The sequence below is a fragment of the Paraburkholderia caledonica genome, assembly GCF_000383275.1.
In the GTDB taxonomy this organism is placed as follows: domain Bacteria; phylum Pseudomonadota; class Gammaproteobacteria; order Burkholderiales; family Burkholderiaceae; genus Paraburkholderia; species Paraburkholderia caledonica.
The window spans coordinates 183,736-199,606 of the sequence record NZ_KB911042.1 but is presented as its reverse complement, the minus strand read 5'-3'; the positions used below and the strand labels follow the sequence as shown (position 1 = coordinate 199,606).

The 15,871-nt window shown below is 61.5% G+C and carries 11 protein-coding genes; 4 read left to right on the top strand and 7 right to left on the bottom strand.

Translation table 11 applies throughout. The features are described from left to right. The 7 genes from H281_RS0124555 to H281_RS0124525 all read right to left on the bottom strand — a co-directional run bounded on the left by H281_RS0124555 (nt 1) and on the right by H281_RS0124525 (nt 9,727). A complete protein-coding gene (locus H281_RS0124555) occupies nt 1–957 on the bottom strand; it encodes a GDP-L-fucose synthase family protein (RefSeq protein ID WP_020069785.1) in 957 nt (318 codons plus the stop codon). 5 nt (nt 958–962) lie between these two features. Next, complete coding sequence (gmd, locus tag H281_RS0124550) at nt 963–2,081, bottom strand: GDP-mannose 4,6-dehydratase (RefSeq protein ID WP_020069784.1); 1,119 nt, start codon at nt 2,079–2,081, stop codon at nt 963–965. A gap of 98 nt (nt 2,082–2,179) precedes the next feature. Continuing rightward, complete coding sequence (locus H281_RS0124545; protein WP_020069783.1) at nt 2,180–4,414, bottom strand: polysaccharide biosynthesis tyrosine autokinase; 2,235 nt, start codon at nt 4,412–4,414, stop codon at nt 2,180–2,182. Nucleotides 4,415–4,463: 49 nt separating this feature from the next. After that, complete coding sequence (locus H281_RS0124540; protein WP_020069782.1) at nt 4,464–5,603, bottom strand: polysaccharide biosynthesis/export family protein; 1,140 nt, start codon at nt 5,601–5,603, stop codon at nt 4,464–4,466. A gap of 68 nt (nt 5,604–5,671) precedes the next feature. Continuing rightward, nucleotides 5,672–7,057 (bottom strand): undecaprenyl-phosphate glucose phosphotransferase, encoded by a 1,386-nt coding sequence (locus H281_RS0124535; protein WP_020069781.1) that lies wholly within the window; start codon nt 7,055–7,057, stop codon nt 5,672–5,674. 52 nt (nt 7,058–7,109) lie between these two features. Beyond that, a complete protein-coding gene (locus tag H281_RS0124530; protein ID WP_020069780.1) occupies nt 7,110–8,657 on the bottom strand; it encodes a mannose-1-phosphate guanylyltransferase/mannose-6-phosphate isomerase in 1,548 nt (515 codons plus the stop codon). An 86-nt stretch (nt 8,658–8,743) separates the two neighbouring features. After that, nucleotides 8,744–9,727, bottom strand: coding sequence for a helix-turn-helix domain-containing protein (locus tag H281_RS0124525; RefSeq protein ID WP_027804910.1), 984 nt, complete (start codon nt 9,725–9,727; stop codon nt 8,744–8,746). A 789-nt stretch (nt 9,728–10,516) separates the two neighbouring features. Between H281_RS0124525 and H281_RS0124520 the strand changes: the two genes are divergently transcribed. The 4 genes from H281_RS0124520 to H281_RS0124505 all read left to right on the top strand — a co-directional run bounded on the left by H281_RS0124520 (nt 10,517) and on the right by H281_RS0124505 (nt 15,839). Further along, nucleotides 10,517–12,517, top strand: coding sequence for a hypothetical protein (locus H281_RS0124520; protein ID WP_020069778.1), 2,001 nt, complete (start codon nt 10,517–10,519; stop codon nt 12,515–12,517). 126 nt (nt 12,518–12,643) lie between these two features. Next, nucleotides 12,644–12,793: a hypothetical protein gene (locus H281_RS36980; protein WP_020069777.1), complete on the top strand. Its 150-nt coding sequence runs from the start codon at nt 12,644–12,646 to the stop codon at nt 12,791–12,793. 73 nt (nt 12,794–12,866) lie between these two features. After that, a complete protein-coding gene (locus H281_RS0124510) occupies nt 12,867–13,319 on the top strand; it encodes a GDP-mannose mannosyl hydrolase (protein WP_020069776.1) in 453 nt (150 codons plus the stop codon). 123 nt (nt 13,320–13,442) lie between these two features. Next, complete coding sequence (locus H281_RS0124505; protein WP_027804909.1) at nt 13,443–15,839, top strand: RICIN domain-containing protein; 2,397 nt, start codon at nt 13,443–13,445, stop codon at nt 15,837–15,839. Nucleotides 15,840–15,871 lie beyond the last annotated feature (32 nt).

Sequence of the window (15,871 nt, the reverse complement as noted above, 5' to 3'; positions counted from 1 at the left end):
TCATTGCATGGCAGCCGTAGTCGCCGACCCGGTATACGATTCGACGAAGTCCCGATACGTCGACGCGATTCCCTGCTCGAGTCCGATCGTCGAGCGCCAGCCCATCTTCGCAAGACGCGAGACGTCGAGCAGCTTGCGCGGCGTGCCATCCGGCTTCGATGCATCGAACACCAGTTCGCCTTCGAAACCCACCACCTTGCAAATGCACTCCGCCAGCTCGCGAATCGACAAATCTTCGCCGACGCCCACGTTGAAGAGACCTTCGGTCACGTTGTTTTCAAGCACGAACAACGTGGCCGCTGCCAGATCGTCGACATGAAGGAACTCGCGGCGCGGAGTGCCCGAGCCCCACACCGTCAACGTGTCCGCTCCGTTCAGCTTCGCTTCATGCGCCTTGCGCAACAGCGCGGGCAACACGTGACTGCTGTTCAGGTCGTAGTTGTCGTTCGGGCCATACAGATTGGTCGGCATCAACGACACGTATTGCGTGTTGTATTCGCAGTTGTACGCCTCGCACAACTTCACGCCCGCGATCTTCGCAATCGCGTACGCGTCGTTGGTCGGCTCGAGCGACGAGGTCAACAGATATTCCTCGCGAATCGGCTGCGGACACTGCTTCGGATAAATGCACGACGATCCGAAGAAGACGAGCCGTTCCACCTGTGCGCGATACGCCGCGTGAATCACGTTGGTTTCGATCACCAGGTTTTCATAGATGAACTCGCCCGGCCGCGACGCGTTGGCAAGAATGCCGCCCACGCGCGCCGCGGCCAGCAGCACGATATCGATCTTCTCCGCCTGGAAGAAGCGGTTCACGGCTGCCTGATCCGTGAGATCGAGTTCGACGCGCGACCGGGTAATCACGTTGGTATAGCCCGCGGCAGCGAGCCGTCTGACCAGCGCAGAGCCGACCATGCCGCGGTGCCCCGCGACGAAAATGCGTGAATGTTTGTTCATCGCAGTCACTCGTGATGTTCGAGCGCCGTGAAACCGGCGAGCGTGACGAGCGCGTCACGACGTGCAATCTGAAAGTCGGAGCGAACCATCTCCTTGACGAGCGAAGCGAACGACGTGGTCGGCTGCCATCCGAGCTGCGCATGCGCCTTGGACGGATCGCCGAGCAGCGTCTCCACTTCCGCTGGACGGAAGTAGCGCGGATCGACGCGCACGATCACGTCGCCCGGCGACATTCTGGTTTCGCGCCCTTCCACCTTCTCGACAATGCCGATTTCCTCGACACCGCTGCCTTCGAAACGCACGGTAACGCCCAGTTCGGCGGCTGCGTGCTGAACGAACTGACGCACGCTGTACTGCACACCAGTGGCGATGACGTAATCCTCCGGCCGCTCCTGTTGGAGCATGCGCCATTGCATCTCGACGTAGTCGCGCGCATGGCCCCAGTCGCGCAACGCGGAAAGATTGCCGAGATACAGCGTTTTCTGCATGCCGACCGCGATACGTGCAATGGCACGCGTGATCTTGCGCGTCACGAAGGTCTCGCCGCGTACGGGCGATTCGTGATTGAACAGGATCCCGTTGCATGCATAAAGGCCGTAGGCCTCGCGATAGTTGACGGTCGTCCAGTACGCGAACATCTTCGCCACTGCATAAGGGCTGCGCGGATAGAACGGCGTGGTCTCCGATTGCGGCACCTGTTGCACGAGGCCATACAGTTCCGAAGTCGACGCCTGATAAAAGCGCGTCTTGTTCTGGAGTCCCAGGATGCGGATAGCCTCGAGAATACGCAGCGTGCCGAGACCGTCCGCGTTAGCCGTGTATTCCGGCTCTTCAAACGATACTGCAACGTGACTTTGCGCCGCCAGGTTGTAAATCTCGTCCGGCTCCACGCGTTGAATCACGCGCAGAATACTGGTGGAATCCGTCAAATCCGCATGATGCAGAAAGAGCCGCTGTTCCGGATCGTGTGGATCGCGATACAGGTGATCGATTCGATCTGTGTTGAATAGCGACGAGCGGCGTTTGATGCCGTGAACTTCGTAATCCTTAGCGAGCAACAGCTCGGCAAGATACGACCCGTCCTGCCCCGTGATCCCCGTGATCAGCGCGACCTTGCGTTTCATGAAGCTTCCCCTTTTGAACTTTTTAGTACTTGTGGCGAGAAAACTCAGCCCCGATTTTCAACCTGTAATACTGTCTTTCAACCCGCGATACTGTCTTTTCAACCCGCTATACTGTCGTATCCGTAATAGCCGCCCTGATAACCCGAACCGAGGAATGCTCCTTCCTGCGGCACATCAGTCAGCAATACACCTCTGAGTCCGACGCCTCCATTACGAAGACGCTTGGCGGTCTCCGCAATTTCATTCACCGGATGACGGCCATGGCGCACCACCAGCAGTGTCGTACCCGCATGCTTGCCGATCAGCGTCGAATCGGTCACCGCGAGAACCGGCGGCGTGTCGATGATCACCAGGTCGTAACGCGCTTTCAGTTCTTCGAGCATCGACTCGAAGCGCGAACTCATCAGCAGTTCGGACGGATGCGACGGCAGCGTGCCCTTCGCCAGCACGTCCAGACCCGGCAGCACGTCACGCTGGATCATCGACGCGAGATCGCCGCCGCTCAGTACATCCGACAAACCGGGTTGATGCGCGATGCCGAAATGCGAGTGCACGTCACCGCGCCGCATGTCGCCGTCGATAACCAGCACGCGTTTGTTCGCCGACGCCACCAGTGCCGCCAGATTCACCGACAGGAACGACTTGCCCGCGTCGGGCCGCGAACCCGTGATCATCACCACGTTATTCGGAGCGTGGTCGAGTGAAAGCTGCAGCGACGTACGCAGATTCCGCACGCCTTCGACGGCGATATCTTCCGGTGCCTGCTGGGCGAGAACATGCAAGCCGCGACGGCGCAACATGACGTTTTCCTGCAACCGCAACTGCGTCTGGCTGCGCGGCACCACGGCGAACACCGGGACGCCCAGCACCGCTTCGAGCTCGTCAGGACGCTCCACGCCGCCGTACATCGCGCGCTTGAAGAAGGTCAGCATGATGCCGAGCACGAGGCCGCCGCCAAGCGCGATCAGGATTGCGATCACGCGCTTCGGACGGACCGGCTCATCCGGCGCCTCGGCGAAATCGACCACCCGCACGTTGCCGACCTGACCAGCCTTCGCCACGCGCAGTTGTTGCGCGCTATTGAGCAGGTTCGTGTAGAGCTCGGTATTGACATGCACATCACGCAACAGACGCAACGCGGTCTGCTCCGTGTCAGGCATCACCGATACGCTGCGGTTCATATTGGTCTGCGCGCCCTGCAGTGCTGCGATTTGCGCATCCAGCGAAGCGACCGCCGGGTGGTTCGCAGTAAAGCGTTGCGACATCTCCGCACGTTGCGTTTGCAGGTCCAGCAGCTTGGTCTTGTTGTCGACGATCTGCTGAAGCAGCAAGCGGCTCTCTTCGCCAAGATCCACCGTACCGTGCGTGTTGCGGAACTTGTTGTAGCGCTGTTCGGCGTCGTCCAGCTCCTTGCGCAAGCCCGGCAATTGCTGATCGAGGAATGCGAGCATGTGCTCGGCTTCCGTCGAACGGCTCGCAACGTCCTGGCGCACGAATTCACGCGCCATGCTGTTGACGATCGCCGCGGTCAACGCGCTGTCGCCGCCTTCGAGACTCGCGCGGATCACGCCGGACTGCAGCGTGGTTTCCTGCACGACGAGCGCTTTCTGCAAACGATCAACCGTGCTCAACGTCGATGCACGCGACAACTCGAACTGCGAGCCCGGCGCGCCAGTCAGCGAATCGACACGCAGGGCGATCGGACCGTCCGCCGTGTCGGTTTCAACCGTTTCGCCAACGTGGCCAGACAGAATCGCAATGCCGTTCTTGTCGCGCAGCACATACGAACGGTCGTTGCCGGCGATCAGCGTGAACGTCGTGTCGTACATCTCTTTCGACGTGTCGAAACGCGACACCGCGATACTTTCATTGCCCCACGCGTAGCCGGACAGATTGATGAACTGCGGCAGTTTAAAGCCCCACTGCCCGTTCACGAGCCCGGCAATCAGGCTGCCGATAACCGGCATATAGCGCGGCGTAGCGGTGATGTCGAGATGCAGTTTCTTAACGGTCTCCTCGGTCACGAGACGCGATTTGAGCAGCTCGATTTCGGCCGCGGTCGACGGCTTGGTATCGAACATCCCCGTGAGCGGCGGCAAGGAGTCCTTGCCGTTCGCGTTGGCATTCGCCGTCTTGTCCTCGACGTGAAACAACACATCCGCTCGATACGTTGGCGGGGCCAGGAAAGCGTACGCGCACCCCAGCGCGAGCGCGATCAGCGTCACCATAGCAATGGTGCGCCAGCCCCGCACGATCGTGCGGAGATAGTCCGACAGATGAAGCTCGTCCGGTCCGGACACGTCGGTGTAGCGGTTTTCGAAATTGATTGCCATTTTGGTCACCCAGCGGAACCCGGCGGTTCTGATTTACGTTATAGGGTCGTTATTTCGCGAGCACGGCACCAGTCACAGCCGCATTGATTGCCGGCAGCAGCAGGTTCAACACACGGTTAAAGCGAACCAGTCCGCCCTGACCGACATACACCACGTCCTTCGGTTGCAGCTCGAACTGGTTGGCGAGAATCATCGAAACCGGCGAGGTTGCGTCGAGGTGATAGACCTGCGGCGAATCGCTCGTCGAGTTGCGGATCACGAACAGTTGCCGCGTGGCGGCTGTGTTCGAATCGAAGCTGCCGCTATCCGAAATGGCTTGCGAAAGCGTCAGCGAACCGTTGCGCATAGGCGTGATCGTCGCAGGCTTGTTCACTTCGCCCATCACATAGACACCGCTGTCTTCACGCGAGGCCACGCGGATCGCGTCGCCCGGTTGCAGATAGATGTTCGACGGGTTGTGTCCGCGCTTGAGCAGCTCGTCCATGTTCAGCTGATACGTGACGCCATTACGAACCAGCTCGACGCGGCTGCGATCGGCATTCGGGCTGAAGCCACCGCCCTGGTTGATCGCGCTCGTGAGCGACATCGAAATGTCGTTGATCGACTGCGTGCCCGGCGTGCGGACTTCACCGTCTACGTAAATCTGCGCAGCGCGGAAAGACGCTACACGCACGGTCACTTCCGGCTTCTGATAGACCTTGCTCAGGCGGCTATACAGTTCCTTCTGGATCGTGCCGACGTCTTTGCCTGCCACGTGCACCGTGCCCGCGTACGGGAACTGCACATCGCCCTTTTCGTCGATGAGAAAGCCCGATGCCGCGTCGGTCGTCTTGCCGTTCTGCGCCGGCTGGCCCAAAGCTGCCGCGAGTTCCGGGTGATCCCACACGACGATTTGCAGCACGTCGCCGGGGCCCACGCGATAGGGAGTCGGCTTGCCGAAAAGCGCCAGTGTTTCGGGCGGCAGTGCGGCAGTGGATTGCTCGGTGCGCATCTTGCGCACCAGCGACAGATTGATATCGGTAATCGGTATCGTCTGTTGCTGCGCGGGTTCGGTGCTGAAATCGCCACCTGTTTCCTGAAGCATGGCCGGTGTGTCCATCCGCTGACCAGGCGCGGCGGCGCAGCCCGCGAGCAATGCAGCGATGGCGAAAACCGTAAGACTTCCCGTGCGTGTACCAAGCGAGCTCATAACATTTCCTCCTTGCGCGGGAGCGGCGTTCCCCAGATAAGGCGACGCCCCGCGTGCTTTGTTAACAACTAGTAAGCGTTTCGATGCACCAGTCCGGCAACAATCGTCGCGCCGATGATCCGCATGTCGAGTGCGAACGACCAATGCCCCAGGTAGTAGAGGTCATGTTCGACGCGACGTTCCATTTTTTCTATGCGGTCGGTCTCGCCACGAAAGCCGTTGATTTGCGCCCAACCTGTAATGCCCGGCTTGATCCGATAGCGATTGATGTAGCCCGCGACCACTTTCTGATAGAGGTCGTCGTGCTCGAGCGCATGAGGACGCGGTCCTACGACCGACATGTCGCCACGCAATACGTTAAAAAACTGCGGCAGTTCGTCGAGGCTCGTGCGGCGCAGGAACGCACCCACCTTCGTCACGCGCGGATCGTTGCGCGTGGCCTGTTTGACGGTGCCTTTTTCTTCGGTGTGCAGGCGCATCGAACGGAACTTGTAGATGGTGAATACACGTCCGTCCGCACCCTTGCGCTTCTGCCTGAAAAACACCGGCCCACGCGAAGACAGCTTCACCGCAATGGCGATAGCAAGCAGAACCGGAGCGAGACAAAGGAGCGCGGCGGCCGCGAACAGGCGGTCGAAGATCTCCTTCTTCAGCATTGAGTTCGCCGACAGCGGCGACGCGACCAGGTTGATCGCCGGCACGCCGAGAAGGTCGATCACGCCGCTGCCTTCGAAGAGTGCCAGGCTGCGCACGTCGGGCATGAAACGGATGTTCACCAGATCGTCGCGGAACTCGCTGACGAGCGAACAGATCAACGGCTCTTCGGAGAGCGACAACATCAGCCACAACTCGTGAACGTCGTTCGTGCGGATGTATTCAGCGAGCGCATCCACACTGTCGAACACCGGCACCCGCGTACTCGTGACCGGCGACTTCTCCGGGCTCGTGTTGTAGACCGCCGTCGCGCGAAAGCCCGTGGTGGGTGCGGATTCGATGCGCCGAATGATCGCGTCGCATTGCGAGCCGCTCCCTACTATCGCCACCTGATGCAGATTCATGCCCGCACTGCGTGCTCGCGCAAGCACCGCATGCGTGATGAGCCGGTACAAGATCAGCAAGCCACCTGTTACGGCAGTCCAGTACGAGAACCACAAACGCGACACGAAGTCGATCCGATGCAGCGAATACATGAGCACGAGCGCACTGCCCTGCACGATCAGCCATGCAAGCGACACCTGACCGGCCAGCATCAGCTTCGAACGGCCGCGCCACGATTCATACACGCCGAACGCGGGAAAGATCGCCAGCGCGAAGGCAGCGGCAAACATCACCAGCGCCCAATAGAAACCAGATTGAGCGAGGTAATCGAAGCGGATCTGCGACGCTACCGCCGCACCCGCCAGCACCAACGCGACATCGAACATTCGCGCGAGCAAATCCTGAAACTTGCGCATTTTGCTTACCTCGTACTGGCCGTTCCTGTTCGCAACCCGTCCGGCCCGCTGCCTATGAGCAACGGCCGTAGTTGTCGTTGAATCGCACGATGTCGTCTTCGCCCAGATAAGTACCCGACTGAATTTCAATAATTTCGAGCGGCACCTTGCCCGGGTTTTCGAGCCGGTGGCGCGTGCCGAGCGGGATGTAAGTCGACTCGTTCTCGCTCAGCAGGAATTGCTCTTCGCCTCGCGTGACGAGCGCCGTGCCGCGCACCACGACCCAATGTTCCGCGCGGTGATGATGCAGCTGGAGCGAAAGCTGTGCGCCGGGCGACACGACGATGCGCTTCACCTGAAAGCGTTCGCCGTGATCGATCGAATCGTAAAAACCCCACGGGCGATGCACCTTGCGATGCGCATCGGCTTCCGGTGCGTGCTGCGCCTTGATGCGCGACACGAGACCCTTGACGTCCTGCACATGCGAGCGGTCCACCACGAGCACCGCGTCGGCCGTTTCGACGACCACCACATTCGTCGTGCCGACGCACGCAACAAGGCGTCCTTCGGAATGCGCGTAGCTCGACACCGCTCCTTCGAACGTCACGCGGCCACGCCCTGCGTTGCCGTTGGCGTCTTTCTCCATCGCGGCCCACACCGCATCCCACGAACCCAGATCGGACCAGCCGGCCTCCAGCCTGACCACCACACCCGCCGGCGATGCGCCGTCTGCGTGAGCAGGCTCGGTCGCATTTGCGTCCGGTGTATCGGTCAGGCGCTCCATCACGGCGTAGTCGATCGAATCGGCAGGCGCACTGAGGAACGCGTCAACGAGCGGCCGGAAATACGCGCCTTCGCTGCGCCCGTCACGGAATGCGCGCTCGCACGCAGCGTGCATCTCGGGCTGGAGGCGCGCGAGGGTGTCGAGCCACACGCTCGCACGCACGATGAAGATGCCGCTATTCCACCAGTACGTTCCCGCGGCAACGTACTTCGCAGCGAGTTCCTCCGCTGGCTTCTCGACGAAGCCGTCGATCGCATGCCCACCGTCGGGCAACGCGGCACCGATGCGGATATAGCCGAAGCCAGTATCCGGCCGCGTGGGCGGCACGCCCAGCGTCGCGATCGCGCCTCGTTCCGCGTAAAGCGCTGCGCTTTCAAGCGCGGCCTGCAATGCGCCGAGATCCGCGATCGAATGATCGGCCGGCATCACGACGAGAATGCCGTCCTTACCGTCCGCACACGCAAGCGATGCGGCGAGCGTAAGCGCGGGCGCCGTATCGCGACGAGCGGGCTCGACGATCAGGCGGGCCTCGACACCGTTCTCATGCAACTGCTCGGCAATCACGAAGCGGTGCTCTTCTCCGCAAACGATGATGGGTGAAGCGTCGACCTGCCAGTTCGACGGGAATCCGTTCATGCGCCGCGCAGTGGCTTGCAGCAGAGAATCCGAACCCACCACGTCGATGAGCTGCTTCGGATAGTTCTCGCGCGACACCGGCCACAGCCGCGTGCCCGATCCGCCCGCAAGGATGACGGGGACGATGCGCGTGCAACGCGCGCCGGTTGCCTCGCCACTCGCATTGGAAGACGCGCCGTTTTCGGTTCCCTGAGTCAACATATTCGTAATCCTTATGATTCTTCAATAACGCCAGAGCAGACGTGGCGACTGCGTGTATCAGGCGGGCCCGGTTCGCGCCGTCGAGGCTATTGGCCCACCATGCGGCGGCTTTGAATCCGGAACTCCGTAGGCGAAATTCTCATTCGCTTGCGAAACACCTTCGCGAGCCTGTCACCGTTGCCCATGCCGGTGCGTCGCGCGATTTTGTCGACCGGCAGTTCGGACTCGGTCAACAGACTGCACGTCACCGCGAGACGCTCGTGCAGCAGAAAACTGGAGGGCGTAATGCCCATTTCCATCTTGAAGCGGCGCAGAAAGTTGCGCTCGCTCATCGCCGCGAACTGCGCAGCGTCGGCAATCGAAATCGACTGCTGACAGTTTTCCTGCAGCCAGCGCGCCGCCGCGCGGACCTTGTCACCCGGCGTGAGCGCGCCGTCTTCGCTCAGCAGCGGACCGAGGTTCGAGCACGAATCGGCCAGCAAACGCTCCGCAACGGTGCGCGCGGTCGCGGCGCCCAGATCGCGCTTGATCATTGCGAGCGCACTGCGCATGGACTCGAGACGATCGCCTGCGTCGGCGGTCTGCTCGGTCTGGCGCGGCAGTGCCGACGGCTCGCGCAACTCGTTGCCGCCGGTTGCGTCCGGCACGTATGCCGCGTCGAGCAGAGCGCGCCCTTCCGCGATCGGCCGGATCATCCCTGTGTTGTGACGCACGCGGCGCAACCAGGCAATCAGGCGTTCGTCCTTCGCAGCGGCCAGGGCACCCTTGCCCCCCGCCACGTACAAAGCGTCGAAGCCGCTGTAATGTCTCGCGTCGAGTCCATCCGTCCACACTCGCAGAGCCGACGATGAAGTCACCATGCCGCCGTCTGCCGACAGGAAACACACGTCATAAGAGCAGCCGCCGGAGCCCGTGGACGCGAGATCGTTCGCCGCCTGAAACACTTCGGCTACGACGCCGGCGCCTTGCAGCGAGCAGTCGTTGAACATCAATATCGCGATGCGACGCATCCCTTTGTTCGGTGCGTGCACCCAGCGCAGCATTGCTGACTCGAGACTCGCGCAGGTCATAGCTATCCTCACCAGAAAACGGCTTCCTTCACCGTCACGGCCACTACGGGCCGACTCCGAGCAGTGCATCATAGCCACCCTAAATCAAGTATTTAGCCGCCATGACCGATAGTGTTGACATGTTGGCGCATTGACAGGGGTGGCTCGCCGGTGATTTTCGGCAATATTCTGCCGACACCGAATTGCACCGAATTAATTGCCGATTCCGCATATCATTGAATTGGCGTTGTGCGAATGTTAGTGCAAACCAGGAGCGCATTTCGTTCGCCACCGCACACTGGATCACGACTCAAAAAAGGGCGGTTACAATCCAATCCGCGCGCGCCGGTCGCTGTTATAAAACTGTTTTTGCCAGTTTCTGCGCGATGTGCAGATGTTTTCTCCTCCACGCCAGGGCTCGCCGCCCAACTTGCTGCGCAACTTCGCGAGTTCGATGGACACCACGCACTTCAATAGCGCAAAGAAGTGTCTAATATAGGCGCGTTACTGCCCGCTTAAATTATTTAATTTGTTCTTATTGAGCGACTTGAATATAAAGATGCCGATTAATGTTTCAGACCTGAAACATCGAAATAACATCGGATAACGCGGCAGCGCAAATGACGGACCAGAAGCGTAAGGCGTGAGACCGCAAACCGGCGGAAACCGCCACGAAATTGCGGAATTGCACTATGCGCTTTCCGCAACACGGCGAAACGGACGCTACACCGAGGCGGCTCTGACCTGGTGAATTAGCAGTTTGACGACGTTCGCGCGTCCACATACGCCGCGAACCGCACGGGGGAATCTATGTCGAATCGAAGCAAATACGGCGCAACGCGGAGCTTGAGCGATCCATCCGCAGCGCACGGTCAAACGCGGCCCGCCGCCCTCTTTTTCGCCGTCGTCACCCTACTGTGGTGTTTCCCGGCTCAATGCGACGCAGCCGCTGCGGCCGCGGCCGCATCCGCAGCGCCAGCGGATCTTAAAGCGCCGTCGGGTCAAGGTCTGCGCTGCTCGGCGCCGTCATCGCAGACGCGCGCGGCATCCAACGGCGATCTCATCGAAGCCGACACGCCCAGCGACGGCACGCGCCTCTTCGCCGCGTCGAAACCGTTCACGCTCGTCATCACCACGCGCGCACCGCAAAACGACACGCTCAACTGGCAGATACGCGACACGTGGAACGTTGTGCGTGCAAGTGGGAGCTTCGGCGTCGCGGCGGGCACGACGTCGGCGACGCTAAGTTGCTCATCTACCGTAGCGGGCTACTTTGCCGTGTCGGCCTCGCTCGAACGTGCGCGAGGCCAGCTCGAATCGCGCGGCACACGTCCCGCAGGAATCGCGACCTTCGGGGTACTGCCCGATACCGCGCCGGCCTTGCCCCCGGTGCGGTTTCCCTACGACGACCTGCACCGCTTCGGCGGCCAGGGCACCGCTTATCTCGCGCCCGGCCAGCATTGCTGCGACGGCGACGGCTACCGTCCGGTCTATACCGCGCTCGGCCTGACGTGGGCCAACGACAATCGCAACTGGTATATGGAGGAGCCCGATAAGCCGGGCACCTTCAATCCTGCGACGAAGCAGCTCACGCCGTACTTTCAGCGCGGCGACATCATGCGTCTGATCCAGCTCGACGGCATCCCAAAGTGGGCAAGCCCCACGGGCAAGGAGACTCATAGCTACGCACCTACTTCACTCGCGCAGATGAAGGACTTTATGGCAAAGGTCGGCGCGGAATCGAACCGGGTCCGCAGCACGTATTTTCCGAAGCAGCGTGACAACTACTATCAGGTGACGTGGGAGCCCGACGCGGATGGCGGGTTGCCATGGCGCGATAGCGACGCAAATTTCGTCGCGATGTACAAGGCAGTGTGGGAAGGCATCCATCAGACAGACCCGCATGCGGTGGTCATGGGGCTCACGTATTCATCGGTGCAGGGCAACGTGACGTGGATGCGCCGTCTGGGTCCGCTAGGCATCGGCCGCTATATGGACGGCATGACCGTTCACGGTTATTACGACATCGGCACGACGCCATCGCATCCGCCGGAGCGTGTCGCCGACACACGCAATGAGGGCACCGTGTCCGGAGCACTGGCTGCTTCGATGCGTGCGCTGCGCCACGAAATGCGTCAATACCTGAAGCCGGGCGCGCCGCTCTTCGTTACCGAAACGGGCATCAGTTACGACATCGGCGAATCGTACGGTAAGAACTATCCAGGCGCGGACGTGCTGTACGCACAAGCCGCGGTCGTCGCCCGCACGCATTTGATCCTGCTCGGCGAGGGCGCCGACATGACCTACGTGTTCTATCTCGCGGACATGCCGGATGCCGCGCCGGGCTACGGCATCTTCTTCGAGCTCGAACACGCGAAAGGCGCATATGGTCCCTCGCGGATCAGCCCAAAACCCGCGGCGCTCGCGGTTGCGGCAATGACACGCATCATCGACGGAACCAATACGCTTGGGCCTTTGAAGGGCCTGCCAGCAGGTGTCCATGCATATGCGTTCAGACGGCTTGGCGGCGGCAAGATCGTGACTGCGCTGTGGACTCACGACAACGGCCGATGGAGCGCGAAAACCGGTTTCAACGCGGGACAAAGCGTCGACTACCGCTTGCGTGTCGACGCACCCGGCACGAGCGGCGAAGTCACTGCGCTGGACATGATGGGCAACGCAACGGCCGTACCGTATCGCGACGGCGTCGCGAACCTGAAACTGTCGCCCGCGCCTCTCTATGTGCTGTCGGGGAACGCCGACGTGTTCAAGGACGCGGTGACTGCGCCGGAAGGCTACGTTGCCCGATAGAGATCCGGACGCATGACGCGATCGGTACGCGACATCGCGCGGCGAAACCGCCGCGATAGCTAGGTAGCGCACAAAAACTCCGCGCCGGTAAAGCTAGCATTCTTATCGACGCGCTGGAGCCGCTGAATGAACGGCGTTGCATGGATCAAGCTGTTACTCGCGGCGGTGGCCGGCGCGTTTGTGCTTGCGGCGGCGGGCACACTCGTGCTCCTGTCGCTGTTCGCCTATGTAGCCGAGAAGCTGACCCGCGACGATGACAACCGCGGCGATTACTAGCGATCATTAGCCATCCGGGCGCTTGCAACAGAAAAGTCGCGCCGGACATCGCACCTTCGCTTAAGGAACTGAAATGCTGACGGAGATCGACTTTCTCGACGTTGTTCGTCTAACGCCACTCGTCGCGATCGATCTGATCGTGAGGGACGCGGACGGACGAATCCTGATCGGCCATCGCCGGAACCGGCCCGCGCGCGGCACGTGGTTTGTGCCCGGCGGCCGCATTCTGAAAGATGAAACGCTCGACGCCGCGTTCGCGCGCATTGCGGATGCCGAACTGGGTATCGCAAAGCTTGCGCGTTCGTCCGCGCGCTTCGAAGGCGTGTTCGAACATCATTACAGCGACAATTTCGCGGCAGAGCCCGGCGTGTCGACTCACTACATCGTGCTCGCCTATGCGCTGTCGCCCGGCAACACGCAGCAGATCGGGCGGCCCGATCAGCACAGCGACTATCTGTGGCTCACGCCGGCCGAGCTATTCGCTCACCCGGACGTCCACGAAAACACCAAGGCGTACTTCCGCTAATCGCGCGGACATATACGGATCGGCAAAGCGCGGACATCATGTCGCGCGCAGTGTTATCCCGGCAACGTGGAACGTCAGACCATTGCAGTATGATCGAGCCCACTTTTAACGGCTCGAATCGACATGCGATCAGCAGTAGCCAGTTCTGTTCGGGAATCATGCATTGCGCTCGTCGCGGTGCTTGCAGTGCTCGTATTCGCCATGCTCCCGGCGACAGCGCGCGCAGCCGACTGCAGGGCGGGCACACTCGTCACGGTCGTCGCGCATCTCGACGACGATCTGCTGTTTGTCGACCCGGCGATCAGCGAGCGCCTGGATGCAGGCTGGTGCATCACTACGGTGCATCTGATCGGCGGCGCAAACGGTGCAAACTTCTCCTACGTGCTCACGCGCGAACGGGCCTCGCGGCTCGCGTATTCGCGCATGGCGGGGGTGCCTGACGCGTGGAGCGAATCGAACGTCGAGATTGCCGGCAAGCTCGTGCATCAAATGGTGCTGAAAGCAAAGCCCCAGGTTCGCCTGCTCGAATTGCGGCTGCCCGGCGGAGGCGTGCGCGGCGGACGCCAACCGCTCGGCTTGCTGTGGGAGCAGCGCGCAACGCTTTTCTCGTATCCGATGAGCACGGACGGCTCGGGGCGCATGAAATACGACCGCGACACGCTGTCGGCCACATTGAAGGCGATTCTCGCTCAGGCTACGCTGATCTACACGCTTAATCCGGACACCGTACCATTTGTCGAACATCCGGATCACATCGTTGCCGCACGCATTGCGCGTCATGTTGCGCAGACTCTCGCGAAGAGCGTGCCGATCGTCTATCACGTGACATACCCGACGGGCGGCTGGCCGGCCAATGTTCCCGCGACCGAAGTGCAGCGCAAGCGCGACATTGTTGCGAGCTACTTTTCGATCGACGGAAGCGAGTCGTCGCATGTATTCGGCGAGTTCCAGTGGGACGGCAACTGGATCGCGCGGCGCTATGCATTCGCGGATCGCAGCGATCGCCGCGTGCCGGACTTCCAGGCGCGTCCCATACAGCTATTCAATGTCGCGACGAATCGCTGCGTAACTGCAAACGGACCCGGCCGCGCGCCTACGCTCGCCGCATGCAATGGATCCGCCGCGCAGCAATGGCGATGGGAGCCGGTACCGGTCTATCCCGGCAACGCGCGCAATGCGGCGCTTGTCAGCGCGGCGACGTCGCAATGCATCGCCGAGCGCGACGGCTATCTGCGCTCGGAAAGCTGCGATCAGTGGGACCTTGCGCAACGCTGGACGCCGTGGGACTTCGGCCTCGTCTACACGCCTATGCGCCATTGCCTCGGTGAAAACGACGGCAAGCTGACAATGCGCGGCTGCACCGCGCTCACCACGCGTTACCGCTGGGCCACGACGCAACGCATCCAGGCAAACGATCTGCGGCTCGCCACCGCAATGTACGCAGACGTGACGGGCACGGGAGCACAATCCGCAATCTATGTGCAGCGGCAGCACGATGGTCCCGGCTTCAACGTCTACGCAGCGTCGATCGAGAAAGCCGCGCTCCCGGCGCTCTGGTATGCAGCCGCTGTGCCGTTCGACCCGGACGCCACCGCGCCGAGCTGCGCGGGCGACAAACTGTGCTTCGACAGCGCGCGTTTCCTGCTCGGCGACTTCGACGGCGACGGCAAAACTGACCTGATGGTTGTTACTGCGCGAGAGAACGGTACCGCCTTCTGGCTACTGCGCAGTCTGGGCGATCGTTTCGATGCACCGCGCCTCTGGTTGCAAACGGACGCGGCATTCAAACCCGAACTTGCTCAGCAATACGTGGCTGCGGATTTCAGCGGCACGCGTAGAGCCAGTGTGCTCATTGCGCAAAAGCGCGCAGACAGCGGCCTTGACTTGTGGATCGCGTCATCTGTCGGCGCCGCAGATCCCGGCACCGCCCCTGTGCTCGTCGCGCAAGCTCGAGGCCTCGCACAGAACGCTGCGTTGCTTCCGTTCGGCAACGCGGGCTCGCGCTCGTCGCTCGTCGCCATGGAGACGGCGCAAGAACGCGTGTCGCTCACGATCATCTCCAACGACGGGGCACGGATGAGCATCGGCGAACGCAGAATGTTGCCCGCCACTTTCCTACCGGGCTTCGTGAAGACGACGGTCGCATCGTCGCGCGGCGACGATCGCGACACGCTAATGCTGGTCACGCCGCGTGTAAATGGCACCGACGCCGACACGCTGATCGACATCGCCACACTCGACCTCGCTGCATCCGCAGCGACGCCGGTGCACGTAGCTTCGTTGCGCGGCATGTCGTGGTCGGATGTATTCCCTGGCTATGTGCGCGACACGCATGGCGCGGCACTCGTGCTTTATCGCAGAACCGACGCGACGCTCGGCGACTTCTACTTCACTGGCGGCGCACCGGCGCTATTGCGCTATCCGCTGGAAAACGGCTTAGCCCTGGGCGCGCCGCACGATCTCGGCGAGCTACCAGGGCTGTTTTCCGAGACGGTGAGAATAGACCGGCTCGCGCAATAACGCGTGGCGTGCCGGTCCTTAAGCGCAGAATG